Source organism: Vibrio gazogenes, assembly GCF_023920225.1.
Taxonomy (GTDB): domain Bacteria; phylum Pseudomonadota; class Gammaproteobacteria; order Enterobacterales; family Vibrionaceae; genus Vibrio; species Vibrio gazogenes.
Genome location: NZ_CP092588.1, coordinates 711,353 through 737,188, shown reverse-complemented (window position 1 = coordinate 737,188; position 25,836 = coordinate 711,353). Strand labels below are relative to the sequence as shown.

39 protein-coding genes and 1 other RNA gene are annotated in these 25,836 nt (G+C 47.0%); all 40 read right to left on the bottom strand.

Translation table 11 applies throughout. The annotated features are described in order from the left end of the window. Positions 1-365: 365 nt before the first annotated feature. Positions 366-755, bottom strand: a complete 390-nt coding sequence (locus MKS89_RS18950) for a hypothetical protein (RefSeq protein ID WP_072962020.1) — start codon at positions 753-755, stop codon at positions 366-368. Positions 756-758: 3 nt separating this feature from the next. Then, positions 759-1,307 (bottom strand): hypothetical protein, encoded by a 549-nt coding sequence (locus tag MKS89_RS18945; protein WP_072962018.1) that lies wholly within the window; start codon positions 1,305-1,307, stop codon positions 759-761. Beyond that, positions 1,307-1,894 carry a YmfQ family protein gene (locus MKS89_RS18940; protein WP_072962016.1) on the bottom strand — a complete coding sequence of 196 codons (588 nt, stop codon included), beginning with the start codon at positions 1,892-1,894 and terminating at the stop codon, positions 1,307-1,309. Before MKS89_RS18940 ends, MKS89_RS18945 begins: the two co-directional genes overlap by 1 nt. Next, positions 1,879-2,946: a baseplate J/gp47 family protein gene (locus tag MKS89_RS18935; protein ID WP_072962014.1), complete on the bottom strand. Its 1,068-nt coding sequence runs from the start codon at positions 2,944-2,946 to the stop codon at positions 1,879-1,881. Before MKS89_RS18935 ends, MKS89_RS18940 begins: the two co-directional genes overlap by 16 nt. Beyond that, positions 2,936-3,385 carry a phage GP46 family protein gene (locus MKS89_RS18930; protein ID WP_072962012.1) on the bottom strand — a complete coding sequence of 150 codons (450 nt, stop codon included), beginning with the start codon at positions 3,383-3,385 and terminating at the stop codon, positions 2,936-2,938. The genes MKS89_RS18935 and MKS89_RS18930 overlap by 11 nt, the downstream gene beginning before the upstream one ends. Before the next feature lie 2 nt (positions 3,386-3,387). Continuing rightward, positions 3,388-3,990 carry a phage baseplate assembly protein V gene (locus tag MKS89_RS18925; RefSeq protein WP_235862466.1) on the bottom strand — a complete coding sequence of 201 codons (603 nt, stop codon included), beginning with the start codon at positions 3,988-3,990 and terminating at the stop codon, positions 3,388-3,390. A 13-nt stretch (positions 3,991-4,003) separates the two neighbouring features. Continuing rightward, complete coding sequence (locus tag MKS89_RS18920; protein WP_072962006.1) at positions 4,004-5,068, bottom strand: phage baseplate assembly protein; 1,065 nt, start codon at positions 5,066-5,068, stop codon at positions 4,004-4,006. After that, positions 5,061-6,380 (bottom strand): DNA circularization protein, encoded by a 1,320-nt coding sequence (locus MKS89_RS18915; RefSeq protein ID WP_072962002.1) that lies wholly within the window; start codon positions 6,378-6,380, stop codon positions 5,061-5,063. Before MKS89_RS18915 ends, MKS89_RS18920 begins: the two co-directional genes overlap by 8 nt. Positions 6,381-6,391: 11 nt before the next feature. Beyond that, on the bottom strand, positions 6,392-8,113 hold the full coding sequence (locus MKS89_RS18910; RefSeq protein ID WP_072962000.1) for a phage tail tape measure protein: 1,722 nt from the start codon (positions 8,111-8,113) through the stop codon (positions 6,392-6,394). A 125-nt stretch (positions 8,114-8,238) separates the two neighbouring features. Next, the gene (locus MKS89_RS18905; protein ID WP_106406987.1) at positions 8,239-8,586 is read right to left on the bottom strand and encodes a phage tail assembly protein; all 348 of its coding nucleotides are present in this window, start codon (positions 8,584-8,586) and stop codon (positions 8,239-8,241) included. Continuing rightward, the gene (locus tag MKS89_RS18900) at positions 8,586-8,942 is read right to left on the bottom strand and encodes a phage tail tube protein (RefSeq protein WP_072961997.1); all 357 of its coding nucleotides are present in this window, start codon (positions 8,940-8,942) and stop codon (positions 8,586-8,588) included. Before MKS89_RS18900 ends, MKS89_RS18905 begins: the two co-directional genes overlap by 1 nt. Positions 8,943-8,952: 10 nt before the next feature. Next, a complete protein-coding gene (locus MKS89_RS18895; RefSeq protein ID WP_072961994.1) occupies positions 8,953-10,434 on the bottom strand; it encodes a phage tail sheath subtilisin-like domain-containing protein in 1,482 nt (493 codons plus the stop codon). A gap of 2 nt (positions 10,435-10,436) precedes the next feature. Beyond that, positions 10,437-10,739, bottom strand: coding sequence for a DUF2635 domain-containing protein (locus MKS89_RS18890; protein ID WP_072961991.1), 303 nt, complete (start codon positions 10,737-10,739; stop codon positions 10,437-10,439). A 1-nt stretch (position 10,740) separates the two neighbouring features. Further along, a complete protein-coding gene (locus MKS89_RS18885; protein ID WP_072961988.1) occupies positions 10,741-11,343 on the bottom strand; it encodes a hypothetical protein in 603 nt (200 codons plus the stop codon). After that, positions 11,340-11,882, bottom strand: coding sequence for a phage virion morphogenesis protein (locus tag MKS89_RS18880; RefSeq protein ID WP_072961986.1), 543 nt, complete (start codon positions 11,880-11,882; stop codon positions 11,340-11,342). Before MKS89_RS18880 ends, MKS89_RS18885 begins: the two co-directional genes overlap by 4 nt. After that, positions 11,882-12,313, bottom strand: coding sequence for a gp436 family protein (locus MKS89_RS18875; protein WP_072961984.1), 432 nt, complete (start codon positions 12,311-12,313; stop codon positions 11,882-11,884). Before MKS89_RS18875 ends, MKS89_RS18880 begins: the two co-directional genes overlap by 1 nt. A gap of 17 nt (positions 12,314-12,330) precedes the next feature. Then, positions 12,331-12,915: a hypothetical protein gene (locus tag MKS89_RS18870; protein WP_072961982.1), complete on the bottom strand. Its 585-nt coding sequence runs from the start codon at positions 12,913-12,915 to the stop codon at positions 12,331-12,333. Between the two features lie 16 nt (positions 12,916-12,931). Further along, positions 12,932-13,486 (bottom strand): hypothetical protein, encoded by a 555-nt coding sequence (locus tag MKS89_RS18865; protein WP_072961979.1) that lies wholly within the window; start codon positions 13,484-13,486, stop codon positions 12,932-12,934. Between the two features lie 2 nt (positions 13,487-13,488). After that, positions 13,489-13,749, bottom strand: a complete 261-nt coding sequence (locus MKS89_RS18860; RefSeq protein ID WP_072961977.1) for a hypothetical protein — start codon at positions 13,747-13,749, stop codon at positions 13,489-13,491. Positions 13,750-13,824: 75 nt separating this feature from the next. Continuing rightward, on the bottom strand, positions 13,825-14,721 hold the full coding sequence (locus MKS89_RS18855) for a Mu-like prophage major head subunit gpT family protein (RefSeq protein WP_072961975.1): 897 nt from the start codon (positions 14,719-14,721) through the stop codon (positions 13,825-13,827). Between the two features lie 15 nt (positions 14,722-14,736). Beyond that, positions 14,737-15,705 carry a phage protease gene (locus MKS89_RS18850; protein ID WP_072961972.1) on the bottom strand — a complete coding sequence of 323 codons (969 nt, stop codon included), beginning with the start codon at positions 15,703-15,705 and terminating at the stop codon, positions 14,737-14,739. A 304-nt stretch (positions 15,706-16,009) separates the two neighbouring features. Continuing rightward, positions 16,010-16,789 carry a phage head morphogenesis protein gene (locus MKS89_RS18845; protein WP_072961970.1) on the bottom strand — a complete coding sequence of 260 codons (780 nt, stop codon included), beginning with the start codon at positions 16,787-16,789 and terminating at the stop codon, positions 16,010-16,012. Further along, entirely contained in the window at positions 16,782-18,356 is a 1,575-nt protein-coding gene (locus MKS89_RS18840) for a DUF935 domain-containing protein (protein WP_072961968.1), read from the bottom strand. The genes MKS89_RS18845 and MKS89_RS18840 overlap by 8 nt, the downstream gene beginning before the upstream one ends. Continuing rightward, the gene (locus MKS89_RS18835; protein ID WP_072961965.1) at positions 18,353-19,966 is read right to left on the bottom strand and encodes a terminase large subunit domain-containing protein; all 1,614 of its coding nucleotides are present in this window, start codon (positions 19,964-19,966) and stop codon (positions 18,353-18,355) included. The genes MKS89_RS18840 and MKS89_RS18835 overlap by 4 nt, the downstream gene beginning before the upstream one ends. Before the next feature lie 114 nt (positions 19,967-20,080). Beyond that, positions 20,081-20,278 (bottom strand): hypothetical protein, encoded by a 198-nt coding sequence (locus MKS89_RS18830; protein WP_072961963.1) that lies wholly within the window; start codon positions 20,276-20,278, stop codon positions 20,081-20,083. Continuing rightward, positions 20,275-20,856 (bottom strand): DUF3486 family protein, encoded by a 582-nt coding sequence (locus MKS89_RS18825; protein ID WP_072961960.1) that lies wholly within the window; start codon positions 20,854-20,856, stop codon positions 20,275-20,277. Before MKS89_RS18825 ends, MKS89_RS18830 begins: the two co-directional genes overlap by 4 nt. A 9-nt stretch (positions 20,857-20,865) precedes the next feature. Next, entirely contained in the window at positions 20,866-21,159 is a 294-nt protein-coding gene (locus tag MKS89_RS18820; RefSeq protein ID WP_072961959.1) for a VpaChn25_0724 family phage protein, read from the bottom strand. 8 nt (positions 21,160-21,167) lie between these two features. After that, on the bottom strand, positions 21,168-21,473 hold the full coding sequence (locus tag MKS89_RS18815; protein ID WP_072961957.1) for a DUF2730 family protein: 306 nt from the start codon (positions 21,471-21,473) through the stop codon (positions 21,168-21,170). Further along, entirely contained in the window at positions 21,473-21,688 is a 216-nt protein-coding gene (locus tag MKS89_RS18810; protein ID WP_072961955.1) for a TraR/DksA C4-type zinc finger protein, read from the bottom strand. The genes MKS89_RS18815 and MKS89_RS18810 overlap by 1 nt, the downstream gene beginning before the upstream one ends. After that, positions 21,685-22,284: a hypothetical protein gene (locus MKS89_RS18805; RefSeq protein ID WP_072961954.1), complete on the bottom strand. Its 600-nt coding sequence runs from the start codon at positions 22,282-22,284 to the stop codon at positions 21,685-21,687. The genes MKS89_RS18810 and MKS89_RS18805 overlap by 4 nt, the downstream gene beginning before the upstream one ends. Continuing rightward, entirely contained in the window at positions 22,266-22,538 is a 273-nt protein-coding gene (locus MKS89_RS18800) for a hypothetical protein (RefSeq protein WP_072961952.1), read from the bottom strand. The genes MKS89_RS18805 and MKS89_RS18800 overlap by 19 nt, the downstream gene beginning before the upstream one ends. Positions 22,539-22,540: 2 nt before the next feature. Beyond that, complete coding sequence (locus MKS89_RS18795) at positions 22,541-22,963, bottom strand: DUF5675 family protein (protein ID WP_072961951.1); 423 nt, start codon at positions 22,961-22,963, stop codon at positions 22,541-22,543. Between the two features lie 71 nt (positions 22,964-23,034). Continuing rightward, positions 23,035-23,514, bottom strand: a complete 480-nt coding sequence (locus tag MKS89_RS18790) for a putative phage head morphogenesis protein (protein ID WP_077316243.1) — start codon at positions 23,512-23,514, stop codon at positions 23,035-23,037. Positions 23,515-23,522: 8 nt separating this feature from the next. Continuing rightward, a complete protein-coding gene (locus MKS89_RS18785; RefSeq protein WP_072961948.1) occupies positions 23,523-23,933 on the bottom strand; it encodes a Mor transcription activator family protein in 411 nt (136 codons plus the stop codon). Between the two features lie 85 nt (positions 23,934-24,018). Then, positions 24,019-24,258: a hypothetical protein gene (locus tag MKS89_RS18780; protein ID WP_235862465.1), complete on the bottom strand. Its 240-nt coding sequence runs from the start codon at positions 24,256-24,258 to the stop codon at positions 24,019-24,021. Positions 24,259-24,260: 2 nt separating this feature from the next. After that, positions 24,261-24,788 (bottom strand): gp16 family protein, encoded by a 528-nt coding sequence (locus tag MKS89_RS18775; protein ID WP_072961944.1) that lies wholly within the window; start codon positions 24,786-24,788, stop codon positions 24,261-24,263. Beyond that, a complete protein-coding gene (locus MKS89_RS18770) occupies positions 24,785-24,973 on the bottom strand; it encodes a hypothetical protein (RefSeq protein WP_072961941.1) in 189 nt (62 codons plus the stop codon). The genes MKS89_RS18775 and MKS89_RS18770 overlap by 4 nt, the downstream gene beginning before the upstream one ends. A gap of 8 nt (positions 24,974-24,981) precedes the next feature. Next, positions 24,982-25,230 carry a hypothetical protein gene (locus MKS89_RS18765; RefSeq protein ID WP_072961938.1) on the bottom strand — a complete coding sequence of 83 codons (249 nt, stop codon included), beginning with the start codon at positions 25,228-25,230 and terminating at the stop codon, positions 24,982-24,984. A gap of 10 nt (positions 25,231-25,240) precedes the next feature. After that, an RNA gene (locus MKS89_RS18760) (hammerhead ribozyme type II) lies at positions 25,241-25,311 on the bottom strand. Next, positions 25,310-25,822 carry an HI_1489 N-terminal domain-containing protein gene (locus tag MKS89_RS18755; RefSeq protein WP_235862464.1) on the bottom strand — a complete coding sequence of 171 codons (513 nt, stop codon included), beginning with the start codon at positions 25,820-25,822 and terminating at the stop codon, positions 25,310-25,312. Before MKS89_RS18755 ends, MKS89_RS18760 begins: the two co-directional genes overlap by 2 nt. Positions 25,823-25,836 lie beyond the last annotated feature (14 nt).

Genomic DNA, 25,836 nt, shown 5'->3' with positions numbered 1-25,836 from the left:
TTGAAGGTGATGACGCCGTTCTCAAAGATTTTGATATTAACTATCCAATATATCTGCCTAATGTGAATTGGACTTTGTTTGCTAAATATAAAAATTTTCATGAAATTGAAAGCGTGAGTACGTTTGAAAATCTTTTCTATACGCTGGGGGGCATGACATTTGCTGTCGGCTATTTTCTGATATTGTTTTTGATTAATAACTATTTGCGTGTTCATGAGCTTTCATTGCATGATGAATTGAATAGAGTTTTATAGACATTTCCCCGTTGTAGCGCGCCGCGTCGAATGAGCAGGAGAGTCTGCAACTTTGAGCAAAGAAAATTATGCTCAAAATGACAGACCGAGAGTGCTTCGGGCGTAATCAACCTATGCTGGTCTAGCGGGGCGTTCACCATTGACTATAATCAAACCATCGTCGGTTTGTGATGTATAATTTTGCAATAGTACGCGGTATCCTCTCCATTCAGCTTCTGAGGAGGTAGCGCGGGAAGACCCATCAGGACGAGTACTATTATCTTCATGATATGTAATTTGAATGTTTGCGTATTTAAGCTCTTCAACAACCCATAGGTGCTCTTGAATATTGATGGATGGATCGTCAACTAAAACAAAGGGGTATACTCCTGGTTTCAGGACTTTGCCTTTAGGGAGTGTTTCACCAATCCAAAGAGCTATATCATCTTTGGTTAGCTCAATGGAGTTTGATTGAGCTGATGTAACGCATTCGTGCGTTATTGGCAGATAATATAATTTCATAAACTATTCTTCCGTAATGTATGAACAAGAGCCACGGTAAATGGCTGTTTCTGCCCAATCAAAAACTAAAATTTGAGAAGATTGAAGCTGACAGCGTGAAGCACTAGAAGCACTACTCGGAACAGCAAACTCGAAGACGCCAAGACCGCTTTGGTATTTCGGAGAGGGGATAAAACCAGAGGGGATGGTACATAAAGGAGTACCATTAGTTTGAGTCTGTACTGTGTTTGTAAAAAGATATGCAGTAACAACAAAGCCCCTCTTGATAAAAGTTACGTTACCTGCATTAGCAATCAATGCGGGAACTGTTTGAATGCTGACACCTGATTTAATAGTCATTTTTGATAAGTGATCATATTTGTTAGGATCAAACGTAATTCCATTATCAGAAAGTGCCGTCTGAAACTCACGAATCACCGCATTAAACCAATCTTGACCAGGATAGCTTGGTGAGCCGCTATTGTTGAATTCACTGAAGTAACCAGGTGAACCGACTCTTGGTTTGAGTGCGGGTGGGTTCTCAACCTGAGAGCCATTATTGAGTGGGTGCATTACACGCTCTCCTCGTAGATAAAGTCGTAATACTTACCGCCCATCTTGATTTTGTTCAGGGTGCATTCAAGCGCTGCTGCGGTTTGTGATACGAGTGGGGTTAAACAGTCATCAAGACATGTTGCATAGGATTGCGTGATGCCTTTGACGTTAATAGTTAATAAGTGGCGGTACTTCTCTTCATAGAGCGGATAGGTACAACCACGCAGGCAGTGGTGAGGGAATATTTCCTGCACCTCGATATCAAAGCCAAGGTCAGCCGCGAGTTTTTCAATATTCCAAGCTTGTAGGCCACCTTTGCGATGAAATTTTTCTACTACAGCGTCTCGTCGGGTTTCTAGTGTTTGCTTTTCGACATTGCATTCAGGAAGCCCTAAGTACCACTCCCATTCAGGAAGCATTTGCACCGTTGTTTCTGGGCGCATTTCCAAAAGAATATTATCTGCGCTTTCTTCTGCTGCCTTAAGGCGTGGTGCATAACCAGCCGCATATTGATAAAGCTTGAGCGTATGCTCACGGGACCAAATGATACCCCGTGGCATATTCGCCATAATGACGTTGGTCCATTGTTCTACGGAATGGCCCATACTACCTCTCCAAGAACGTGCAGCTCTTCAGTTGCTGATGTGACATCCGCATTGAGATCGAGAGCGTAATTATCAACACCATCAATCTCACCGATAGCGGTGCGCACCTTAGCCAAAACCAATGTTGAACCAGGTGACAATGTCGCCCAGTAGCTTTGCAAATTCGTTAATACTGCCATGCGGTTATCGTCTGTGTCTGGCGTTAGATGAATCGCTAAGTCAGTGGTCTTGGCGGTCAAATCTATATTGATGGCTTCTATACCCGCAGGGCGACCAACAAATACACCTGTTGCAGGGTCTTGGTGTCTGTAGATGTAATCCGTCATTGCTTGTTTGTCGGTTACCGTTGGAAAAATGTCTTCGCGCTCATCAAACACGAACGCATAACCCATCGTCGAACCACCTTGATAAGCACCAATCGCCCAAGCACGGCTTACTCCATCCACTTCACGGCACCAAGCCACATAATCATGCTCTGCGCCCCCCATAGGCGGATTGCGCTTGCGGAATAACAACCGCTCTAATAATTGAGAGATTGGCTCAATAGCCGCACCACCAGAAAGCCCACCCGACAACCCAATAGGAGATACACCTGGAACAGTGCTTGAAAGTGTCAGTTCTTCCCCCGCATCGAGGTTTGTTTCACTGCCCACATCTTCAGCTTGAACCTGAACGATGACGGTTCCGCCATCAGGTGAAGCGGATGATGTCACTCTGTATGAACGTCCGTCTTGGTAAGTCATCACCGTATCAACTGGAATAGGACTCGTACCAGTAAATGACACAGGACCAACAGCGCCACTCGCAAGCTTACGAATGACGCCTTCGGTTCGCGCTATATCAACAATGGTTTGGTCTTCTGATTCAGTGGTGGGAATGATTTGTCGAACGATAAGCGTCTGGTAGTCGTAAAGGTCGCGTATTGCCGAACTGACAGACGAGTTAAGCGCCTTTTCAACACCAAATTTTGGAAGCACTTCATCGAGAGAAGCTTCAACGTCTGCCCATCCATCAGCGTTCAGTTGTCTTAGCGTAGGAACGTTAAACGGCACGTTGCGCCTCCCATCGTTTAGATACAGTGAATGACATCTCTGTGCCATCCGGTTTGGTTATGACCGTGTTCAATGCCAACGTTTGAAAAGCAGGAATAGAACCAGTCACTTTCACATTCTTTGCCATACGGCCTTGGCCTGAATCGACCAACATCCAAGCCAGTGCGTCTTCGCAATATTTCACAGCTCGGTTGCGAACATCTGTGGTCAGCTTCTCGCGAAACAACAGCCACAATTTAGAACCCCAAGGTTGGTCTGAAAAAGTATCACCAGGCCAACCACGCAAGTCACTCGAACCATCAGGCAATTCATCTGAAGAATCAGCGCGAGCATCAGTGAAATAGGAGATCAAAACGAGGGCAGCAACTGATTCATCAGTAACATTGCCCTCGATAATCACACCCGCATTTTGTGCCATCTCTAACAAGATGCTGCTCATAACTAACTCGCTGTTGGTATGTCTGTTAGCCTGTTCTCTGCATCTCTGTGTTTGTGCCCTAGGTAACTAATGCTGCCAGCCATCAAATCCAATCCGCTGATCACACTGGCTGAAGTAATGCCGCCAGTCGCATAAATACCAAGGTCAGTGGAAATACCACCAGTGACGTGCAAAGGGCCTTGAATAATGTTTTCTGGAGAAATAATAGTGAGGGAGTTTGACGCCTCTAAAATAACGTCAATTGCTGTGAGGTGAACTTTCCCGTTTCGAAGGAAGCCAATCTGGTGACCTTCCTCATGATAGAGAAAAACGTCCGAAGCTTCACCTTTTGGGCGCAAATCTTTTTTCTCAGCATTGATAGCCACACGCTTTGCGTTATTACCATTGAGCGCAAGAACGAGCGCTTCAGAGCCTTTTGGTGGTACCGAACTAAAGCCATAATGCTGAAAGTGTTCGATTCCATCACCAGAGTCATCACTATCAACGACTAGCTGTAGCTTCTGGCGTTGTGATTCCTCACTGGCTCCAGTAATAATGCTACGGCTAGCCAAAGAATAAAGGCGGCGTTCGATGCGCTTCAGCTCTCGGTCAATATAACGTTTCATTACCAAATCCATATCACCAACCTTTAACTACTTCGATTTTTTCTTGTGCCGGCATTTTTAGTGCATCAGGACGAACCACACCAATGACCGCTATGCGTCCTGAGTCTTCTTCCTCGCTAAACATAATGGTATTGATGAGCATATCTTCGTTCAGGCCAACAATGTCATCTTGCACAGGAACAATTTGGTTCACATTCCAAACCTTACCCGTTTGAGGAATGCGCCAACCAGCTACCGTATATTCCGCAGTATTAGAACGCCCAATGCTGCGCTGGCGTTCCCACTGACCACGCTTTGATGCACCATCAGCGGTGGTAATTTCATCGTTCACAATAATCAGTGGGCGATAACGCCCAATCTCTGAATCACGAACGATGGCTTCAATACCACCTGCAACTTCTGGCCCTGCGTCATTCCAATCAATACCCGAACCTTTCACTTTGAACTGACTATAACGCTCACGCCAACTAAAACGACCACGAGCGGCTTTGATGTTTTCTCCCAGGATAAGAGAAACACCCGCACGTTTTGTGCTTGCACGGGTTATCACCAAATCGCCTTCACCGTTGGTGGTCAGCAAAAGACCACGTTGGCGAGCCAGCCGCGTGAGCAGTTCATGTGGCGTTTCTCCTTGCTCAATCTGCACCTTTGTAAAAGCTGCACCTGCGTCAGTTTCAACCACCACGTTGATACTAAATGGCTGGCATACAGTTTTAGCAATCTGTGTGAATGTTTGGTTCATGAACTGACCGGATGGATAGATGATCGAGCAGTCAATCAGGTCTGAAGTTTTGTCACGTCCACTGACAGAAATCATCACTTTGCTATCGTCGTAACTGGGCACCCAGTCATCCACGTAGCCAGTGATCACTTTGTCATTACCAATCTTCACCACGCATGGCGCACCTTGCTGAATAGGCTTCATGAATGCTTTGTATTTGCTGTCGGAACCGTCCCATTTATGGGTCAGCTCTAAATCAAACGAGCCTGCCATCGCTTCCAGTGAGCGTGTGATGCGAATCTTCGTCCAACCTTCATAGACATTGCCGCCTGCACTGAGCACAATTTTATCAGCCATTGATCACCTCAATCGTATCGTTAGGAGTGACAAAGGCAGGGTTGCGAATGCCATTGCGGCGCACGATGCTGTTTCTGCGTTCCGTGTCGCCCGTTTGTTGCCATGCTATTAACGCAACAGGAACCGTCACGTTAGGAGTAAACACCGTTAATTGTGGCAGCAGCTCAGCACGTTCTTTGGTATCAGCAAGCACAGCCTGACGCAGTGACCGCATCTGTCTCCACAATGCTGAGTTTCCATTTTCCACTTCGATTTCAGCCAGCTCTGCCAACTCAGCCGCCAGCTTGTAACCAATAGCTTTGAGTTGTTGGCCTGTCATGATCACATTGCGCTCAGCACCTGAAAGGCTGGCAACAACTTCTGCTTCATCGGATAGGCTATAAGCTGTCTCTGTGCTACTAATGGCTGACGCTTTCGAAATTGCAGCAGAGTTAATAATGAGTTTTTGATAAGCCGCAGCGTTGGCTAGAATGGCATCTTTCTCTGCCTGATTGGTCACGGTTGGCACTGAACTCGCCACACCGTTCTCACTGGCTACGTTGCGATTCAAACCGCCAGTCACCGCCAACTCAGCACGCATACCATCCCAACGGTTCTGAACATTGTCATAGACTTCAAGCGCACGAATCGGGTCTGTCACCACACCTTTCACATCTTCTAGAATGCCCATCATTTCACGCGCCAAATCACCCGGATAAGCAAGCAGCTTTCCAATCGAATCTTTGGCTCTCATTAGGCGATCTGTCCATTCACGCAGCTCATCAGGAAGAGAAGGCAAGCCACGAGTAAACTCATCCAAATCATCTAGGTATTGGTCAACCATGTCACCAATGCCCGTTGTTGCAGTTTCATCGTATTCATTTTCAAAGGTGGTGTTGGCGGCTTCTTGGGTAGCAGATGCTTGGTCATCAAGCACTTTCACCGTGTCGCTTTTCGCTGTTGGGAATACGTTCTCGCCAACATCGAACACTTCAAAGCTGAAGGTGATCACGCCTTCAATTCGATTCACCAGCTTGTAGCTGCCACGCCCAACCTGAACCTTACGAACGCCAAACCAAGGGTGAATAAGTTCGCATGGCCCTTCTTTGTTGATCGCTTCAAGAATATTGTAAAAGTGATCAAGGTAGTCATCACCAACGACCTTGCCATTAATTCGTTCAGCGTTGAGAACCTGACCGTTATCTTCGGTGTAACCTTTATTTCGTTTTGGGTATTGATGAGCAATAGCACGACGGCCCATGTCGCCGTCGATGTCATCAAGAATAAATTCCACCCCACGAATTGAGGCGTTTAAACGCTCTTCAAACGACATTTAAAGCCTCCTTAATTGGTACCCATATCAGGGTCGATGGTGAAACCAGATGGTAAGTAAGTCGGTGTGACTTTTACTCGGTCATCAGACACTTCGACCTTCAGCTTCATTTCGCCTGATTGAGATCGAAGGTATGAGTTACCAACTGCTGATTCGTTGCCGCCATTGCCGAACATCCAAGCTTTGATTTCATCGAATACATCAAGCACACCTGGTGCAACAGGAAAGTTCGCTGGCAGCCCAGTGGTATCAACTTCAGATTTACGGCGAATATTGATAGGCGAGAAATCAGGAATCATCGAAATGCCATAACCAATCGTTGCCATTTCACCAATGTTCTTCAGGTTAAAACCTTTATTTGATTTGCCATTGTTTCCAGCCGTTGGGCCATCAATGCCACCACCCAAACCGCCAGCAGGCATATTGACCACATACACGGGCATTGCGCCTAGGTCTTGGAAGCCACCTTTACCACCTGGCATTGGGCCAGATTTGCCAAACACGGTTTTAATAGAAGCAGCAATGTCCAAACCTTTCTTGGCAGCCACTAAACCGCCAACTACATACAGCGCGGTTTCTCCCCATTCAGCCCATCGTTCAATCGCTTCATCGTCAACGCTATTGATAGCGTCAGCGATGTCCATAATCGGGTCTGCTAAACGGTCATTGGCTAACTTGAAGAATGAGTTATTAAGGGAACGCATGGCTGAATTAAGAGTGGCAGCATTGTCTGCTGAAGCCTTTTGGGTAGCTCCAAGTTCAGCGGTACCAGACACCATTTCTAGCAACAGCTTTTTGCGGTCTTCAGAATAGAGAGAAGCAAGACCTTGCAGCGACGTCTGATCAAATACATCACCCAGTTTCAGTGGGTCGTTCTTCGCCTTATCAAGAATCTCTAGCAGCAACTCAACTGGCTCTCGAATCTCTTTGGTGCCTTCCTTGAATACTTTGATGCCTTGCTTATCTAAGAACTCGACTTTCTTCTTGTCTGAGAACGTGGCGAACACAGCTTGGATAGAGGTCAGTGATTCGTTCGCGTTGCCTTTAGCCTTAGCAAACAACTGAACCAATGCAGACATTTGAGCAATCGCTTCTGGCCCTTGCCCTTGGTAAGTAGAGAAGAGCTGCTCTGAAATAGAGGCCAAGTCCTTCACGTTGACACTACCGATCGCAAACTGACCATAAAGCTGATCGATGGTATCCATCACGGCTTGAGAATCACGGATACCTTTCTCGCGGAACTGGCTGAAAATACCGCCTGTGGTTTTTGCATCAACGCCAAAGGCTTGCATAAACAAGCCCATGTTCTGCAAGTTCTCTTGCACGAATTCAAAGTCACCCGTCTTACCAAGCAGCTCATCAACGCCAGCGGCAAGCTCAGAGAAATTAACACGCACGTCTTTTTGGTTAGCAACATCAAGAATGGATTTTGACAGTGCATCAACTTGATCACTGGTTAACTTAGCATTGGTACCCAAGCGAGTCATTTGCTCTTCGAAGTTACCAATATTACGAACCGTGGCACCAGTCGCGACAGTAGTGGCTAAGCCTACATAACGATTACCTAGCGCATCGATACCACGACCAGCCGCTCTTGCAGTGGTCTGAACCAGCATCATTGCTTTCTGGTTTTTGTTCGCGAACTCACTCATGGACGCGCCATACTGACGAGCTTTAGCCGCTAGGTTTCCCGCGAGGTTTAGAACGATGTCGGTTTCAAGACGCTGGGCCATTATTCATATCTCTTAGTTTATGGTAGATACGCAGCAATCGACGGAGAGAGAAGTGACGGGTTTCGCTGATTGGGTAACGGGAACTGAGAGCAAGCTGCAAGCTCTCAGCCATTTCCGCAAACAGCTTAAGATCGCCCCCGTTGCTCAAGCTCCTTCACAATCATTTCATCCAGCTCTTTTGCTTTTTCCTGGAGCAATGCAAAGTCATCCTGATGGAGCTTTCTGAGGTCTTTTTCTTCAAGCGGACCATTAACTTTACCTATGAATTCAACCTGCCTGCAAAGCAGCTCTAACCCATAAAGGACATTTGATGTATAAGCAACCGCCTCACCATTGACGACTACAACTTTTTCAGAAGCCATCTGTGCATCTATGTAGTCGCCAGAATTCAATTCACGCAGGCCAACTTCAAGATGGGTGACTTCACCCACCTTGTAGCCATGCGTTAATTCAAACGTCATGAGTGCTGCCATTAGATTTTCTCCGCTGCATCACCTTCGAAGGTACCGACAATTTCACCAGAGTCACTGACGGTAAAAGGTTCCATTGCTGAGGCGCTTGTCATCATGTACTCGAGACCGTTGTCGCCTTCCCATGTCAGCGTTGCATCTTCAACCTTGTTGATTTCGATGACATCGACATCTTCATCGGCTGCGATGATCACACTGATGGAACCACCAATAGACTCTCTCGATGTGCCCCAAATACCACCACCTGGTTTAGGGTGTTTGGTTCGACGAACACCACCTGGGTTAAGCGTGGTTCCTTTCTTTGCCTTAATCCGCTTGCTGTTCATGCGGATGGTCACTTCACCAAGAATTCGACCCATGACTTACTCCTTAAAGAATGAATTGGTTAAGAGATGCAACTACACGAAGCTGGTTAACCAAGTCAGGGTTAAACAGAACGTTCAAGCGGTTGTTGTCGCTGCTGTCTCGATACACTTCCAAGGTTTCTTTGAAGCCTTCTAAATCTTCCATCAAACCTTTTGGTACCCAGTCAATTGTCGCCAGTTCGATAATCGCTTGACGCATGATCTTAGGGGTCACCACTGGTTGAGCTGGGTCGAGCGTATCGAGTACGTCATCACCGGCTAACTTGTGGCGAGGAAAACGGTTCGTCACCATATTGCGCATGGAGTAACGCAAGTAACCCAAGGTTGCTGGCGTGGTAATGTCCATGTAGCTAGGGTCAGGGTCGCCAAAGCTATTCACGCGATACATAGATACTTCACGCTCAATGGCAACTTCACCACCTGCCGTCACGGTGTAAGTAGCAATACCATCAGCAAGCAGGTTGTTGCGCTCAGGGAACTGAGGCCAACGGTCTTCCTTAGCTGGCGGCAAGATATCTGTCATCACCAAAGTTTGCAGTGGACGCGCTGGATCGATTGCCAAGTTGTAAGAAGCAATCGCACTGTAAACAGCCGACCATAGGTAAGGAGCTTGCGGTGCTTTATTCGTACCCATACAGGTAAACAAGAAGTCATTGCGAGACTCACCAAACGTGCCTGTTTCTGCATAGGTACCACGGTATGCTGAATAACCAATACCTTCCATCATGACTAACGGACCCCAGCGCTTGATTAACTCATCACGCAGAGCGTTCATGCTTTGGGTATCATTAAACGGCATTGAAATATGGTTGTACCATTCGTCAGGAATCGCGTTCGCCGCTTCTGCCATGTCTGGCGTTCCTGCGCCACCTGCCATATCGACGATGGTTAATGTCACACCAGCAGGTAGTACTTCACCGTCGTAGTAGTTGTAGCGGATATCTAGATCGTTACCCGTTTGACCTGTCCATTTACAAGTCAATGCGACGATGGTGGTTTCACCCGCTTTGAGTGCCGCTGTCACTGGTAGGTTGGTATCTTCGTTCACCTTCGCAATGATCGCTGCTGCGATATCTTCGTCAGTGTCGTCTGCATTCACGGTCACTTGAACGGAATCGCCATCGATGAGCAAGTAGATAACACCCGCTTTTGCGGTAGTCACTGCCACTTGAATTTCACCTACAGCCGCCGCACCGCCATCAATAGTCACACCCAGTGCGTACACATCTTGATAGAAGTTAGCTTTGCGGAAGGCTTTCAACATGCGAGACATCATTGAGCCTTTACCAAACTGTTCATCCATTTGGCTTTCGGATGTGCCAATGCGAGTCAGTTCTAAAGGCTGCGCGGTACCCGTTGCCAACTGCTGACCAATGACAAGAACGCGGTGAACCTGTGCTGGTGTTCCACTTAGCGCTTTGCTGTTGTCAAAGTCCATAAAGAACAGCGGTGTTCTTACATCATTAGGAATATTACCCAACGCCATGGTTATTCTCCTTGAGTCTCAGTTTTTTTGGCTGCTGCCTTTTCAGCTTTCGCTTTGGCATCGGCTTCTTTTTTCAGATCAGCTTTGACTTTTGCCGCCTCTTCACGGCGTTTAGCCTTCTCAGCTTCGATAGCATCACGCCATGCTTTGGATTCGTCATCGTTTAGGATAACCACGTCGCCAGCTTTCGCTTGGCGCTTCCAGAACGATGAGCTTTCTACTTGTTCACCATCAACAGAAAGGTGAGCGCCGTTTTCTTTACGCACCTTCACATTTTCTTTGGCAGGTTTAACGATAATTAACATGTCACTCTTCCTCTTGAGGTAACGTTTGTTCACCTTCGATTAGCGGTGCGCCTTCGGCGATTTCACCTTTGAAATCGAACGTGATGAAATCATCCAGTGTCGCAAGATCGATAGGCACATTGAGTTGCCATTTCTGCGACCAGGTTACTGACCACATCGCCACGCCTTTGCTGTCGATGCTGTCTGAATACAAGTTGTCGCAACGTAAATTCGTCGCCTTGCCGTAAGCGTTTGGTGGCATAGAGCTTGCCATCATGGCAATAACCAACTGACCAGCAATCACTTCAGCACGTTCATCACGTTGGTAGCCGTATTTGTCAGCCGCAAAGATGTAAGCAGCCATAGTGACAGTGCCAATAATTGCACCGCCGATTCGCTCGTAGTCACTTGAGTTCAACGCTGCAATGCGAATACCGCCATCACGCGAACCCATCCAACGCTTCAATTCGTCTTGCGTGTTCAATCGCCCTATGTGGCGCTCAACAACTTCGACCTTATCAATATCGCGCTCGCCGCCTTCAAGCAGCGGCTTCAGGTACTCAACCACTTGCTGGCAGGCATAGACGGTTGAACCTGCTGTTTCAAAACTTGGTCTGGTACTCATTGCATTAGTCCTTGCCAGAAGTCACCAATCACTGCGTAAACCTCGGTTTGGTTTTCAGCACTCAGACCAAGGAACTGGTACTGTGGCATGTTCATCATTCGGGTAAACGAGCCTACGCTCTGATAAACCGGATACCGTAACGCCTTACCAAAGGCTTGCGTAATAAGGCGCGTATGCGGAGACACTTGAACCGCACCTTCAAAGCCATCGTTAAGCACTCGTGCATAGACCAATGGCGATCCAATTCGAACTTGATTTCGCTCCACGATGTACTGAATCGAATCAAGCAAGTCTCCATTTCCTTGCAACTTTGACTGGTTACTGTGCCGAGTCTTTGCATAGCTAGCGCTCCACTCAGGCCAAGCACTGCCATCCGGTGCAGTTTTCTCATCAGCAATACGTCTCCGAGTTTGGCTTTCAACCACTGCGCCTAAACCGTCAAGCAGCAGCTCTTTGTGTTTTGGGTCGCTAAGGTTTTGAATTAAGCGTTGGTACTGCTCAAAGTTGGTATCTCCGCGAACCTCAACACTGATGCTCATTACAGAACACCTTTGAGTGAATCACGGGTGAACATTCGTGTGTTGTCCTGGACGATTTCCACTTTGCCAATACTGGTTTCTTCTGGCTTATCTGCGGCTGGCAAACCTAAGTCACGTTTACCACTGGCGATTTCTTTCAAGGTCGCTATGGCTTTTTCATAGCGTTTCTCTAAAAGGTCAGTGGCTTGGTTGTCTCGGTCTGCCAACCAATAAAAGGCAATAATGATGGCTTGCTTATTCAACAAGCTAGGAACCGTTGGAAGAGGTAGAGCAAACTTCGTTAGTAACGAGTTAATCTCATCGTCTGCCTGTTCTAGCGCTTGATTAATCCATGTGTCGTTCAGCGTATTGGTATCGCGGTCAGTCGCGAAGTTCCAAAGCATCCCTTCATCACGATCAATCAAGTCTTGTTTGGTTGCGTAAACTGCCATCACTTATTGCCTTATGCTTATGCCATGTCTTCTATGTCGATAACTTCGGAAAGTTCAACCACTTCAACCACCAAGTTCGGTTCGTTGTGGACGCGCTGAGCTTTTTCTTTAGACATGAACAGAACAAGCTCAGGTTCGATACCACCCTGTGCCACTGTCGCAGGCTGATTTTCCGGCATTTCGTCAACCACAAGCAGGTACGTATCTTTCGTTCGAAGGAACTTAACACCACTGCGCCAAAAACCTTGAGCTGATTTAGCGCGTACTTTAAGGGCACCAGTAATACCGAGAACAGCACCAGCAGTCCCATCCATATCACCAGTAGTTTTCGTTGAATCCAATTTGTCATTGTCATCATTTCCTTGTTTGGATTTAGCTTCAGCATCTGCCTTTGCTTTGGCTTCCGCTTCTTCTTTGGCTTTTTCTTCAGCTTCTGCTTTGGCTTTCGCTTGTGCTTCAGCTTCCGCTTTTAGCTTCGCTTTCTGTTCGGCTTTCGCTTGATCGCTGGAGCCAGTTGCTGCCACTGTTTGTTTATCAGTTCCATCGGTAGACTTTGAAGTGCCGCCTTTAGTTGGCGCTTTTTTTGATGCAGTTCCACTCACGGTGAACTCCTTTCAATTAGGTTGGGATAATCCCAAACAAGCTGAGAATAACTCCCGCAGATGATGGCAACACGCCACTGGCTGCGAACGAAACGATTGATACTGCTTTGGATGCATCAGTGGTGTAATGCATAAACCGGAACTTCTGACCTTTGAGTAGGGCTACGGATATGCTGTAGTCCATGATGCGCTTCTCGTTGGCGGTTTGAGTGCTGATGGTGATAGGGCGAAGGGAACCTTCGTAGTTAATCCACTGCTCATTCACAGCATCATAGGCTTGAACAAACACACCCCATTCAACTTCACTACCTGTTAGCTCTCGCAACATGCCCACGCTCAAGCTAGCCACACCGTTGAAATCCTGATTAAACTCAATTTCACCTGTGTTTAAATCAATGCTGATGTCGTCATCACTGATGGCGGCTTTGTTGTAAACAATCACTTCAGGAACGTTGCTAGCCTGTAGCGTTTGTTTAATCGTGGTCGCACTTGGCGTGACGTAACTGACGCGAGAAAGCAATGCGTAAGTTCTGTCACCGGGAAACGTTATGTGAACAGCACCTGGTCCCATGATTAGCCCTCGGTCACGATGGCAACACCATCGCCATTGACAAGTCGCGCATACACGTCAACCGCTGACGATTGCTTTTCCCAAATAAACACTTTCCCAAGTGGTAGGTTATGCCCCCACTTTTCAGAGTCAGGAGGGACAACTCCCACATCTTCAACGCGAACTTTCATTGCTGAACCCGTGTTGTTCTCCAACACACCGCGCGTTTTGCCTGAAGAAATCAGTACCCACCCAGTAGCATCAACGTCCACTTGCTTGGTCATTTATTACTCCTTAACGTGGCGGTGAATGAACACCGCCAGCCCGTCATCGCAGTTAAGCTGATGAGCCTTTACGCTTTATTTCAAGAACGGTGAAACAACCAGCTTGACGTTGTTGTAGTAGATATTGGTTTCGCCATTTGCTAAGTACTCACGAGCAATAATCTTGCGAGCAGCAGAGGCGTTTTTAGGACCAACAACCAATACTTTTGCCATAGTTCCGGCTGGCTTATCGTTCGATTTCTTCATGCTTGCTAGCGCCAAAGTGCCAGCTTCGAAGTTTGCTTCATCAAGAACTGACTTTGAACCAACCGCAATGTGAGGGAACGAGAAGCCAAAACCAGCACGACCATCCACGCCTTGAGCAACCATGTTGTTGAACCACGCATACTCAGACGCTGCACCTACGAACTCTAGTTTCAGAGGCTTACGGTCTTGGAAAAGAATCGGCAGCAAGATTTGAGAATCATCAATCAAGAACCAAGGCGGTAGGTCGTCCAGTGGATCACCGATGATATTTGAGAACACGTCCGCAGCTTCATTGCCAACTGGGTGATCTGTATCAAAGTAGTTCTGACCGTCATAACAGAGCGTTTCAAAACCAAGCGCGAGCAAACCAAAGCAGTTTTCATCAGGGAAGATGGCAGACTCACGACCCCAGCCTTTAGCCAAGACCGCATACTTACCAATCTTGTCATCTTCAATATCTTCACGTTTGATTTTGATAGATGCTTCGTAAGTCACGTTAGGGATTGCATAGCCATGAGAGCCAAGCTCAACCAACTGGCGATCACCGACCCATTCTTTAATACCAGGTAAGTCTTTTAACCAACCGTAGTTTTCACCGCTGCCAGAGCTAGGAACTTTGGAAGCAATCTTGTTCCACTGTGGTTCGACAGTACCTAAGCCTTCAGTAAAGGCAGCATTACTGCCAACCGTCAGAGCTTCAATAACTTGAGCTTCAGTTAATGGCATTTTCGTTTACTCCAATTAATAGGTGATTTTGTGGTGACGGTTAGCTTTCCAGCTTTCCGGTGACACATTCATACGTTGACACAGCGCGAGTTCGTCAGCCGTCAACTCACCACCTTCAGTAGGTTTTGAAGGTTGCTTTGGCGGCTTAGTTTGCGAGTTCGTCGCAATCTGAGGAGCGCTTTCGATGAACTTGTTGAACTGCTCAATGCCACCTTCTTGACGACACATGCCAATGAACATTTCTTTGTTCGCTGGTGAAACCTTTCCAGCATCAACACCAGACTGAACCAGAGCTTCAATCTCTTTGTCTTGAATTGCTTTGAGTGCTGCTTCCGCAGTTTCAGCACGATTAAGCGCGAGCTGGTGTGTCTCTTTCGGCACAGCCTTTTCAAGGTCAATCGTATTGGCTCGGTTAAGTGCGACAGTTTTCTCTTGATTGAGAGAGTTGATCGCGGTGACGGCATCTTGTTCTGTGGCGTTCTCGCCCAGACCAAGTGCTTGACGAATCACTAATGCAAGTGGCATTGCTGTTTCCTCTTTATGATTAAGAGCTGGAACATCCAGATTTGGATCGTTAGTTAAGCCGACACTTTGCAGAGCAATGACAGTGCCGTCTTTCAAATAACTAAATGCAGGGGAATAGAACGCATACTCTTGACCATCAATATAAGCTTGGCCTTTGCTGTTCCATTCGGTGTAACCCCAGATTTCACCATCTCGGTTTTCAACTTTAGTAATCCAACCAGCCGCAGGTGCAGGGTCGCCTTGTGGTGCTTTGATATGGGTAGAGTGTTCTACATCGAAGGGACGCTTTTTGGTAAAGCTTGAAACAACTGCATCAGGGTTGCTGTTATTCCACATGCGACCATCGACGCCTTGAAACAGACCAGCAGGAACCAATGGCAACCAAATGCCAGTCTCTGATTCCACTTGCACAGCTTTGTCCATGCTAAAACACAGTGCTGTCATTGCTGCTTTTGTCATGTATCACTCCGCGAGTTAAACGTTACATAGCAACCTCCGTTTCGTTGGTTGGTATGGAAAATTGATATTGCGGAGTTAAGAATGATCGATTGGCTTTAATCAGCCGAAATAACGCGGATTGCTCAAAACAGGGAGATAATTTGGAGAGGGAAATGCGCGATCAGGATGACGAGAAAAAACGAGGTTGGCAAGCAAAACGCTAACACCAACCTGAAATAGTGAGTCAAACCATTTTTAAAACCCGTTTAAATCGCGTCAGATTGATTTAAACTTTTTTCAGAGTAACTTTATAGCCGTGAGATACTTAAGAGCCATTAGAGAGCGTTTCACGCATTCGCTGTTCTTTTTTAGCTAGGTCATCCGCTAAGGCTGTTTGGCGAGATTTCCCTGGGTTGTAATTCCAACCTGGTTCAATACCTTCTGGTAACACTTCAACTTCACCCGTGCGCTTGTTTACCCACTGCTTAGTCCCGCCATTTGGTGCAGAGGTTGAAACCTTGCCTTCAGCAATCAGTTTGTCTGCTTCCACTTTCGACACCTGACGAATCCAGCACTTACAACCCCAACCATTTGGCGGCATGTGAGAAGCCCACCAAGAATCGTCTACTGACAGCAGCAAGTCTTTCCATTTTACATGGTCGAGCCTGTGCTCCATTGATGGTCCAAGCTGATAAAGCAAATAAGGCATCACGCGCTTGGTACGTTCTATTCGTTCCCACTGACCAGCAGCGCGAGCGGTACGCATATTGGTTTTGTAAATGGTCTTTAAACGTCCTTCACTGCCCAGTTGAACAGGCTTTGAATCGCCCGTTGTTGGGTCAACCATCTCCTGAACTCCCCACCAACCAGACTTCACCAGCAGCGGTTTGAGTATTTCACGAAACTGTTGGAAGGTTTGACCTTCTTCAATGGCCTGTTCAACCATGGCTTTTACATCAACCAGCAAATCGGCATTGAGCATCTTGGCAACGGAGAACGCGTTGTTGTGTTCTTCCTTCCACACATCGCGATAGTCAAAGCCCGGCTTAATGCCTTTTCGCTTGAACCAGTTCAGCGCCTCTTTAGGGACGATGTTCTCAGGCATCGCGAGCATCTCCTAACCCACGAGCCTGAAACATGTACGTTGCCATCTGCTCCACGAACTGCTCTGCACCAAGCTCTTCTTGCAGGGCTGGAAGACCAGCCAGAAACGTCTCGTAACTATCAGACTCTTGCGCCAGTTTCTGAACAGGGTTCATGAAGTCTTCCGCAACTTGTTCCCATTCGCTCATTGCTTGGTTGGTCATTGCATCCATTTCGCTTTCGTTCGTCGTTGCAATGCGGTTGAACGCAATGGCTTGGTTATCGACACGACGGTTCAATCCAACCTCAGTTTGAACGTTCTGCATGGCGACTTGGTTAATCGGAAGAAGCAGCTCGTCGTTCTTTGCTGGGTCTTCAACACCGAACTTGTCGCGAACCTCTGAAGCAGAGACTTTCATGCCGCGATCAATGAATGGCGTAATGCTGTCTGCAAATGCTTTCAAGTCTTCAGGGTTAGAGACTTTGACTTTCACTTTCGGGTAATGCTCTTGCATACCCCAGTTTAAAATGATGAACGGCTTAACTAAGTATTCATTGATACAAGATTCAAGCTGACGCGCATCCCAAGCCGCAATATCTAAACGCACTTCGTTGTGCACGTTCGCTTGCGCTTGTGAGCTGCCATTGTCTGCCGTCATGGTTTGCCCAAGCACAGCTTTGGAGATTTGTTCATCACACCAGCGAACCATGTTTTCGAACAGGGTGTTACCGCCGTTACCTTTGGCGGTTTCAATCATCTCAATCTTCATGGATTCAGGGATAACCGCACCTGCATCACTGGCGATAGAGCCAATGGCATTCACTAAGGTTTGAATATCATCTACCGTGGCGTTCGCGCCATACTTACCAACACGAACGGGAATACCAAACACTTCAGCAAATGCCCACCAATCACGCACCGTGAATGATTTCAGCATGTACATCACCGCCACCAAACGCGCCAAGCCATTGCGCCATACGCTGCCAGATTTAGAACGAGGCGTATGGATCATAAACTTGTATGGCACTAGCGGAGCACCGTTGGGAGCCTCTTCACTAATCAGCAGAATGTCTTCCAGTGTCTCTTGGTTTTGGCGCAGGTAACGAGGGTCTACCCATTTGTAGTCGAAGGGTTTCCACGGTGAGCTTTTGGTTTGCCATAGTATTTGAACTACCGCGATCCCTTTGCCTAAACCGTCCAGCAAATCAAAGAACAATTCAGGGATGGCATCGTCACTCATTAGGTCGCGAACGCGCTCTGCCATTTCAACATCGGCTTTCTCATCGCTGTACGCTTCAACACTTGGCTCAATCGCGGCAACCGCAAGCTTACGTGTGCGGAGCTGCGCCGCGTAGTGCAAGTCTCGCTCTTCCATTTCTTCAGCCAGCGTCATGTACGCTTCAGGGTCGTTGCCATCAATCACACTGCGAAGAATGCCAGCCAGACGCGCAGGCGTGAGCGTGGAGGCCACACTCGGTGGTCGTGGATTACGAACGCCAGTGGTATAGGCACGGGCAATATCTTCAGTCAGCTTTTTCTTGTCGGCTTGGATTGGTTTGCCGTATTGATCGAGAAGTTGAATACTCATAGTCGAATCCCTTTGCCGCGAATATCGGTGCGCGGCATATCGTCAAATCGGTTGTTTTCTTTTGCAGTGCCGAAGAAGCGGCGCTGATTATCGTCGGTGCTTGGGCGTATGGTGTGCAGTTCGTAACGGGTGATATCTTCTTTTGATGCCAAGTAACCTAGGAAGATTGCCACCGCGCTATCACCGTGGCGCTTGTTACCATCACTGCCTTTGGTTCGGCTGTCATCGATACCAGGAACACCGCGATAGATTTGTATCTGGCCTAAGTCGGTGATCACATCCTCATGCTTAGGCAGTTTGATTTCGTCATCTTCAAAGGCCGCTTTAAAGCGCGGCATGTTCTCGCGGTAGTAAGCGACAGACAGCATCACTTCTTCTACCTCTTCGCCATAGCGGTACTTAGCTTGCTCGGCTAAGTACTGACCATTACCACGCGCATCCAGCTTGATACCATCACGACGAGGTAGGCGATCACAGATATAAAAAAGCGCTTGCTCTTGCTGCTTGAACGGAACCTTAGACAGTTCGACCAGGAACGGAACGGTGCGCTTGGTGCTGTCCTGAACGGTAAAGGGTGCGAAGACCGTTAAGTCACCATTACGCGCAAAGTCTTCACCGAGTGAATGACGCAGTTCTTGTGGCAGTGCTTGCAATAATGGACCCACGTTTTCAACCAGCCACTCCTGCATCTCGCGCATCCGCTCACCTTCGCCAGCATCATTGAATGCTTGAGTTCCTTTGAAGCGAATAACAGGCACATCCAAACACGCAGCGCGTTCACGTAGGCTTCGGCTAATGTAAGCACCGCCACCGTTCTTAGGCACACAGTAATATTCTTCCAGTGCGTCTTCTTCGGTTGCCGTGTCTTTGAGAAGATTAGCTTTCCACTCGTCTTCCGCTTCCTGCGTCCATTCCTTTTTCTTAACTTGGCAGATACGTTTGTAGAGACCTTCTTCACATGCTGTATCGATATCAACGGTATGGATCGAGTAACGCTTTTTACCTGCACGACTATCTTGAATCAGGGTATTAAATAAGTTTTCAATACCATTGTGAGTAGAGATCAAACAAACCTTTGACCCCCACATGGTAAGAGCCAACGCTGCTTTTAACACCTCGGCTAAGCGCTCATGGAAAGCTGCTTCGTCAATAACAACTCGACCCTGCATACCACGTAGGTTAGAAGGATTACTTGATAGGGCTTTTACTTTATGCCCGGATGCAAAGTTAATGACATAAGTAAGGATGTCTTTGTCATCATCTTTTAAAACTTCTTCCTGAACATCTTCTGCCGCACAGCTATAAGCCTTCGCCCACATAGCTACAGCATCAATAAACTCGCGAGCCATATCTTTAGTGGAGCCAACATAGAAAGTATCATCACCGCCAGCTTCTACCGACTTTGCAGCCTCCAAAGCTGAGAGAGCAGCTTCACCCCAAGTCAAACCCGTTCGTCGGCTTTTCTCCGCAATCTTTAGATCTGAGTCATCAGCTATCCAACGTTTTTGATATGCGAGCAGAACATCCTCTTCTCTGAATTCACCAGAGAGAATGGCTTTTTCACTTTGACGTTGTAGCTTTTTCTTCGCAGTTACTTCAGCAGTCATCATCCCATTCCTCGGACTCAAGGCTCAGTTGGTAGATGAACCAAACCGACCAAACAAACAGCCCTGCTACAACAGCAAGGCCAATAAGAAGTGCATACACAGCAAGAGATAAAATGCTCATGACTTGTAAGCCATCGCCCGAACGGCACAGTCTTTTGATTCAAGCAGCTTACGCAAAGCCATATGGCTTTCTTCGTTCTCTGGTAGCTCTTCAACCATCTTGTTAGCCAACTCACCAAACGGTTTAGAAACAACCTGAAGTTGTGGTGGTAACTGTTGGTAGGCAAAATACTGGAGTATGTTTGGCTTCTTCATGATGCGATCCCTAAGATTTGTCTTTTTATTTCTTCCGCTGTAGCAGCAGTAAGACCTGCTTGCTTAACAATCTTCTCTGCTTTATCTGCGGCTTCAGCAGCAAACGCAGCGCGAATTTCTCGCTCTACTTTCTGGCTTGTCATCGCTGCCTGCTCAATACGCTGCGAGACAAGAGCCAACTGGTTGAGGGCTTTTGGTGGAATGACTTCTTGGTTTTCTTCCGCTTCTTCCATCATTCGCATAGAGGTTTCAAACGCCATGGTTCTCACGAACTCTTGCAGCAACTTACCGACATCAGAAACGGGCGCATCACCAAGCTTGGCTGTCCACACTTCGGCTACCTCGCGAGCTTGCCGCATTCGCATACCCATCTCTTCCATTTTCTTGGCGTAGCGATTGAACCCAGTTCGGCTGAGTTTCACATCTTCAGGAAGACCCGCTTCATCAATCATCTGATTGATTTCTGCAAGGATGTCTTTCTGCGTCATGCTGCCATTTCGAATGAAGGCGTTGAGCGTTTGGCGAATCTCTTCAGGTAGCAGGTTTACTTTTGATTTTCGGTTAGCTGTTTGCTTCATGAGTAAACCTTATTTAGCTCGTGGGCGTTTCACACCAGGAACAACGGCTTGGCCTGTCGCAACATCTTCACCGCGACCAGTAAGCGTGGCGATTTTGAAATCATCCAATTCACGGATGGAGATCAAGTCTTGTTCAGCTAACCAAGCCATATGAGTACGAACCACGTCACGGCTTACTCTGTGACCATAGGCATCAAGGCATGAATCTAAGATGGATTCATTCGCTGACATGCCATCCATTTCATGAAGAGAACGCAGGATAACTAGGCGCTGGTCTTCTTTTAAAAGGTCTTTAAATGACATTTGAACCTCTATTTATTTTCATTTAAACGCTGCTCTAGCAGCAGTTGAGCTAAGTGCTCCACGGGTTGAATATGCGCTCGTAGTTCTTTCATATCTCCACGAGCTTCAGAAAGCTCAAGCGTCAGCTTGGTCATTTCTTCACGGGTTGGCATTGCATCAACCTGAGCTTTGAGTTCATCCATATCTCGTCTCACTTTTTCCACTTCCTCACGACGGGCGTAGGTTTTGGACAGCAAGATCTGAATCACTTGAACGACAGTCAAAACGCCAGCCCAAACAATAGGCCACCATGCTTTTACCCAATCCAATTCCATCAATGTTCCTTCCTAGACTGACAAGGCACGCAGCGCACTGCGTTCGGTTCTGCTTCTAATCGCTGTTGAGGTATGTCGATGCCACAATCTAGGCAGTATCGAATTCCTTCTTTATCTTCATCTGGCTTTTCTACCGTGCGGTGCAATTGGTTAGCTAATGCCTGGTCACGTTGACGTTGCTCTAGCTCTTGGGCTTTATCGAATAGGTCGGTCATTTACGCCCCTTGATCACGCTTCCGATTACGCCAGCAACTTTGTCACCGCTGGACTTTGAATAAGGCGCGAAACCATCAACGGTACGTAAGCCAAGATAAGCAAAAGCAGGAGTAGCAATAGTGAGTGCGAGATAGGTATCAGCACCTGTGCCGAAGTTCATTGCTTTGAGAACTTCCATGCCGACGATGTAAAGCACCATCAGAGCAAACGACTGACGCGCCATTTTTGGGCGAGTCTGACGAACGTACTCATCTTGCGCGTTATCACCATTGCGGATGGTGGTTTGCGTTTCGCTGTGCTCAGCTTGCTTGTCGTTAAGCTCCAGCTCTTGGCGGCGGGTCTTTTGCTTTTCCAGTTCGACCTTAATTTTCTCAAGCTCAATCAACGCTTCAGGCGGCAGGTTCTGGAGTTCACGGGTAACAGCGAGCTCTTTCTGCTCTTTGGTCGCACCGAACATGGCATCCGCTTTTTCAACGGCGTCTGCCACTTTGTCGGCAGTTTCGCTGCCACCAAACAAAGAAGAGATCCCACGGATGGCAGCAGGGCCATATTCAAGTGCCAGCGAAGCAACGCCAGCTATGACGGAAAGTGACATTCTCTAAATTCCTTTATGTTTTCGATTAGGTCTGAAGCTTGCGGCGTTCGTGCTTTGCCTACATGCATATTGATTTCGCATTGAGAAACACGCTGCCAAGCGATATTGAAATGACTTTGCAGCGTGGCATCGTGACTGAATAGAGGTGGTTTAGCTGGCACCGGAACGCCTTTGGTTAAGGCGTTCATTTCTGCTTCAAGGCGTTTGGCTTTGCCTTGTTGTTTGGCGAATTGCCAGTTGTAGAGTCTGCCCATGGTTAAGCTCGTTTGATAACCAGCTTGGCTCGTTCGCCAGCTAGGTGAGCCATGAAGTAGTCGATAGCATTACGAGAACTCACCACCGCCCATTCATTACTGACCACACCAAAGTCAGAGCCTAGCGCGATACAGCCTTCCAGTTCAGAAACTCGGTTTGCAGGATGGATAAGAATGTGAGTGCGAAGGGATGGACCGAAAATCGTCACGCCAAGTTCAGGCGCTTCCAATGCGTAGCAAGAACCAAACTTAGGGCTGTTATGAGGAATGAGATCGTAGGTGCCTTCAGGAATGCAGGAAATACCAGGTGCATTGTTTTTCCAAGGGCGCTCAATAGCTTTGAGCATGGCGTTTCCATTCTCATCACACAGATAAGAAAAAACCCCATGAGGGAAATAGTTACGATGGAGAGTGAGAGTTTTCATAGCACAACCAATTCTTAATCATTGATATTGAACTGATTGTGCTTCTGGTGTGGAAGTTAGGTTAATTAACCCTAATTGTTGTATTCTGACTTGCTGATAGTGCGAACTGAACAGTAACAATCGACATGTTGGCCAACAGGATGAACTCGCCAAAAGTCGCTGTCAACTTCAAAAACATCACCATGATATTGAGTGTGTATTGGGCACTCTATGTTTGATGAGCCTCGTTCTATTTTCTGATATGGCATCAAGTGCGCATCTCTAAACATTCTATTTGTATAAGAAAGACTGATTACTTTAGACGAAAATAAACCTAGCTGTTCTTTTGCGTAAGGAGAACGCTCACCACGCTTGATGAGAATCTCTTGTAGCTTCGCGTTGTTCCACTGATTACCTAGTTCATCAAGCAGCGATTTGATTGCCGTTCTCTTCTCGTTAATGTGGGTAAAAAGGATCTTCTTCATCTTAGAGCGTTCACCCTTTGGAATTTCAAACATATCGGCAAAGTGCTCAAAGGCTTGGTTAAAATCATCTTTATTGGTCATGCTCATACACGCTCCTAGAATAAATCAGGCTGTCTCTTCTTAACTTCTCTATGGCGCATCTTAGCAATAACACGGTAAATGTGTTGCATACTCTTGTCGTATTTTCTTGATAACTGCTCAACATTGTTGCCTGTGAATTCATGCCAAATCAGTAAGTTTTGAATCTCAGATTCAAGTTGGCGACCACGAGGCAAGTAGAGTTGAACGCCACCAAACTCACGGCAAATACGGTTCAACAGGCTTATAGATAGGCGTTGGTCTGCTCCAGCCTTTTCCAGTTCATCACGGAACATTGAATAGAGCTGACGCATAGCTTCAGGCCAACGTGATTCTTCATCATCAACAATCTTTGCCACTTCATCAAGATTCACTTCACCATAACCAAACAGCTCAAGGTTGTCTTCTTTGTCAGTTCGTGTGCTCATTTCCCCTCCCACAGATACAAAAACACCTCCGCGTGGGAGGTGTTCGTACTATACAACAGCAGCTATGGTGATTAGGTGGTGTTTGTTATTTGTTCCAGTCTTGAGCGTTTCTCGCTTTCTCTTCTGCCGTGGTTACGAAAGCAGGGTTAACTTCTTCACCGCGTTCTTTGAAAGCCAAGTAATACAAAACGAATATCTGAATAAATGGAAACAGAATCATCATAGCAACGCCAAAACCGCCAATCTTCACACCCACTTTTTGAGCGAGTTTGTATAGTGGAATCGCGCCGATAATCGCAATAAGAAGACCTATTAAAATACCCATAATCATTTCCTTATAAAATCTTGATAATATTCCGCCAACTTACCATATCCAGCAGGACCCGTGCAGTCATCATTTGACGGTATGCGTCCGCCAGCAGCAAGAATTGCTTCTTTCATCACACGATAATGCCAGCGTTTTAATGCTTCGAGAACATGGTAAGCGTCCTCAGATTTCAACCAGTTAAGTTTTTCAATACCCTGACCTCCGTTGATTTGGCTAGTCATACGTTTGACGAAAGCGTCGAGAGCAGCATCACTGGCGTTCTTGATAAAACCTTGCTTGCGCATAGTGATCCAAATAGCCAGAATCTTTTTACATTCTGGTAATCTTACTTGTGTTTTTGCTGCTGGTTTAGGTTTTGGTTTAAAGCCCAACGCTTTCATGTGATCGAGAACTTTAGAAAGCTGCCATTGGCTAAGGTTCTTTGAGCTGCGTTGACCAACTGTTTGCTGAAGCATGTCTCGATACATGTCATCATCCAAAGCCAGTTCACGCTTACCGATTTGAACGAGTTTGAGTAGGTTACTCATAAAGTTATCCCGCCAGAAATTTCTACGTGTTCAACTTCTTTGGTTTCATAGTCTGCCATTAATGACACTGAAACCGACGACTCAAGCTCACATGAAAGTGGCAACTCTGGATTAAAACCAGATAGCACTTCAATTAATTGCCCAACCGTTTCTATTTCCTGGTAGTTATCGACGTCTATTAACATAAATCCTCCTATGCCGCTTTCTTTGCTCTGTGAGCAGCACTCGCTTCTTCAGAACGGCAGGCTTTACACCAGTCTTGCAAACCATCTGGCCTACTGGCGAGAGGTGTCCAAAACAAAGTGTCTTGAGGCCAGTATTCGCCACAGTGGGTGCAATACTTTTCTAAACCGACTTCTGGATCAATCCGTGCTTTACCATTCGCCAAGCGGCGTTGTAACAACTGTTGGCTTAGCAATGGAGTATATTCACCGAAGAACATAGTCTTTCTCCCTTGGCTGCTCATCAGTACCTAGCAACCACGCTAGGCAGACAAGCAAGGCGAACCTTGCTTGTTTCGCTTACTCTGGTTTCCATCCCAATTCACGCAGCTTGGCAGCAATAGCGCTTTGCTCGCCAAGTGGATCTTGTCCTGCTGCTTGCATTCGCTTAGCTTGTTGGATGTACCAATCGCTATCATCCGGTTTGGTCGTTTCCTGTTTTTCTCCCGAAACGGAGGTGGCTTTAACTGCGACGTTGTTACGCACAGCCGTAGTCTGGTAAACCTGTTTCAGGTAGTTGTGGTTAGCCAGTGGTTTGGTGTCGCTGTACTGGATACGTTTCTCACGCAGCTTGTTCACGCACTCAACCAAAGCGGAAGCCAGTATATGATCGGCGCGGAACTCATCTGTGACTTCAGTTAGCAAGCGCAATGTTCTGCTTAGCGATAGGTCAGACTTCGCAGGACGGAACAAACCCAAATACTCCAGCATTGGACGCGCAACGAAATCAGGCAGGCTTGCAACTTTAGCCAGCAGCTCACGACCTGAATCATCAGCTACTAAAGCATCAAGACTGATTTGGCTATGGCACACAGGGCAACGGGTGA

Bases quoted from the DNA above. Each gene is read 5' to 3' on its own strand.
- MKS89_RS18795 (WP_072961951.1), bottom strand. From the start codon at position 22,963: ATGAAAACTCTCACTCTCCATCGTAACTATTTCCCTCATGGGGTTTTT.
- MKS89_RS18850 (WP_072961972.1), bottom strand. From the start codon at position 15,705: ATGACAAAAGCAGCAATGACAGCACTGTGTTTTAGCATGGACAAAGCT.
- MKS89_RS18775 (WP_072961944.1), bottom strand. From the start codon at position 24,788: ATGAGTAACCTACTCAAACTCGTTCAAATCGGTAAGCGTGAACTGGCT.
- MKS89_RS18945 (WP_072962018.1), bottom strand. From the start codon at position 1,307: ATGCACCCACTCAATAATGGCTCTCAGGTTGAGAACCCACCCGCACTC.
- MKS89_RS18790 (WP_077316243.1), bottom strand. From the start codon at position 23,514: ATGAGCATGACCAATAAAGATGATTTTAACCAAGCCTTTGAGCACTTT.
- MKS89_RS18805 (WP_072961954.1), bottom strand. From the start codon at position 22,284: ATGTCACTTTCCGTCATAGCTGGCGTTGCTTCGCTGGCACTTGAATAT.
- MKS89_RS18895 (WP_072961994.1), bottom strand. From the start codon at position 10,434: ATGGCGTTGGGTAATATTCCTAATGATGTAAGAACACCGCTGTTCTTT.
- MKS89_RS18855 (WP_072961975.1), bottom strand. From the start codon at position 14,721: ATGCCATTAACTGAAGCTCAAGTTATTGAAGCTCTGACGGTTGGCAGT.
- MKS89_RS18880 (WP_072961986.1), bottom strand. From the start codon at position 11,882: ATGAGCATCAGTGTTGAGGTTCGCGGAGATACCAACTTTGAGCAGTAC.
- MKS89_RS18930 (WP_072962012.1), bottom strand. From the start codon at position 3,385: ATGAGCAGCATCTTGTTAGAGATGGCACAAAATGCGGGTGTGATTATC.
- MKS89_RS18875 (WP_072961984.1), bottom strand. From the start codon at position 12,313: ATGGCAGTTTACGCAACCAAACAAGACTTGATTGATCGTGATGAAGGG.
- MKS89_RS18810 (WP_072961955.1), bottom strand. From the start codon at position 21,688: ATGACCGACCTATTCGATAAAGCCCAAGAGCTAGAGCAACGTCAACGT.
- MKS89_RS18830 (WP_072961963.1), bottom strand. From the start codon at position 20,278: ATGAAGAAGCCAAACATACTCCAGTATTTTGCCTACCAACAGTTACCA.
- MKS89_RS18900 (WP_072961997.1), bottom strand. From the start codon at position 8,942: ATGGGTCGAATTCTTGGTGAAGTGACCATCCGCATGAACAGCAAGCGG.
- MKS89_RS18835 (WP_072961965.1), bottom strand. From the start codon at position 19,966: ATGATGACTGCTGAAGTAACTGCGAAGAAAAAGCTACAACGTCAAAGT.
- MKS89_RS18925 (WP_235862466.1), bottom strand. From the start codon at position 3,990: ATGAAACGTTATATTGACCGAGAGCTGAAGCGCATCGAACGCCGCCTT.
- MKS89_RS18915 (WP_072962002.1), bottom strand. From the start codon at position 6,380: ATGTCGTTTGAAGAGCGTTTAAACGCCTCAATTCGTGGGGTGGAATTT.
- MKS89_RS18920 (WP_072962006.1), bottom strand. From the start codon at position 5,068: ATGGCTGATAAAATTGTGCTCAGTGCAGGCGGCAATGTCTATGAAGGT.
- MKS89_RS18820 (WP_072961959.1), bottom strand. From the start codon at position 21,159: ATGTCATTTAAAGACCTTTTAAAAGAAGACCAGCGCCTAGTTATCCTG.
- MKS89_RS18765 (WP_072961938.1), bottom strand. From the start codon at position 25,230: ATGTTCTTCGGTGAATATACTCCATTGCTAAGCCAACAGTTGTTACAA.
- MKS89_RS18860 (WP_072961977.1), bottom strand. From the start codon at position 13,749: ATGACCAAGCAAGTGGACGTTGATGCTACTGGGTGGGTACTGATTTCT.
- MKS89_RS18905 (WP_106406987.1), bottom strand. From the start codon at position 8,586: ATGGCAGCACTCATGACGTTTGAATTAACGCATGGCTACAAGGTGGGT.
- MKS89_RS18940 (WP_072962016.1), bottom strand. From the start codon at position 1,894: ATGGGCCATTCCGTAGAACAATGGACCAACGTCATTATGGCGAATATG.
- MKS89_RS18840 (WP_072961968.1), bottom strand. From the start codon at position 18,356: ATGAGTATTCAACTTCTCGATCAATACGGCAAACCAATCCAAGCCGAC.
- MKS89_RS18910 (WP_072962000.1), bottom strand. From the start codon at position 8,113: ATGGCCCAGCGTCTTGAAACCGACATCGTTCTAAACCTCGCGGGAAAC.
- MKS89_RS18825 (WP_072961960.1), bottom strand. From the start codon at position 20,856: ATGAAGCAAACAGCTAACCGAAAATCAAAAGTAAACCTGCTACCTGAA.
- MKS89_RS18785 (WP_072961948.1), bottom strand. From the start codon at position 23,933: ATGAGCACACGAACTGACAAAGAAGACAACCTTGAGCTGTTTGGTTAT.
- MKS89_RS18770 (WP_072961941.1), bottom strand. From the start codon at position 24,973: ATGTTAATAGACGTCGATAACTACCAGGAAATAGAAACGGTTGGGCAA.
- MKS89_RS18815 (WP_072961957.1), bottom strand. From the start codon at position 21,473: ATGGAATTGGATTGGGTAAAAGCATGGTGGCCTATTGTTTGGGCTGGC.
- MKS89_RS18950 (WP_072962020.1), bottom strand. From the start codon at position 755: ATGAAATTATATTATCTGCCAATAACGCACGAATGCGTTACATCAGCT.
- MKS89_RS18890 (WP_072961991.1), bottom strand. From the start codon at position 10,739: ATGTTAATTATCGTTAAACCTGCCAAAGAAAATGTGAAGGTGCGTAAA.
- MKS89_RS18865 (WP_072961979.1), bottom strand. From the start codon at position 13,486: ATGGGACCAGGTGCTGTTCACATAACGTTTCCCGGTGACAGAACTTAC.
- MKS89_RS18780 (WP_235862465.1), bottom strand. From the start codon at position 24,258: ATGGGTATTTTAATAGGTCTTCTTATTGCGATTATCGGCGCGATTCCA.
- MKS89_RS18845 (WP_072961970.1), bottom strand. From the start codon at position 16,789: ATGCCTGAGAACATCGTCCCTAAAGAGGCGCTGAACTGGTTCAAGCGA.
- MKS89_RS18885 (WP_072961988.1), bottom strand. From the start codon at position 11,343: ATGAGTACCAGACCAAGTTTTGAAACAGCAGGTTCAACCGTCTATGCC.
- MKS89_RS18800 (WP_072961952.1), bottom strand. From the start codon at position 22,538: ATGGGCAGACTCTACAACTGGCAATTCGCCAAACAACAAGGCAAAGCC.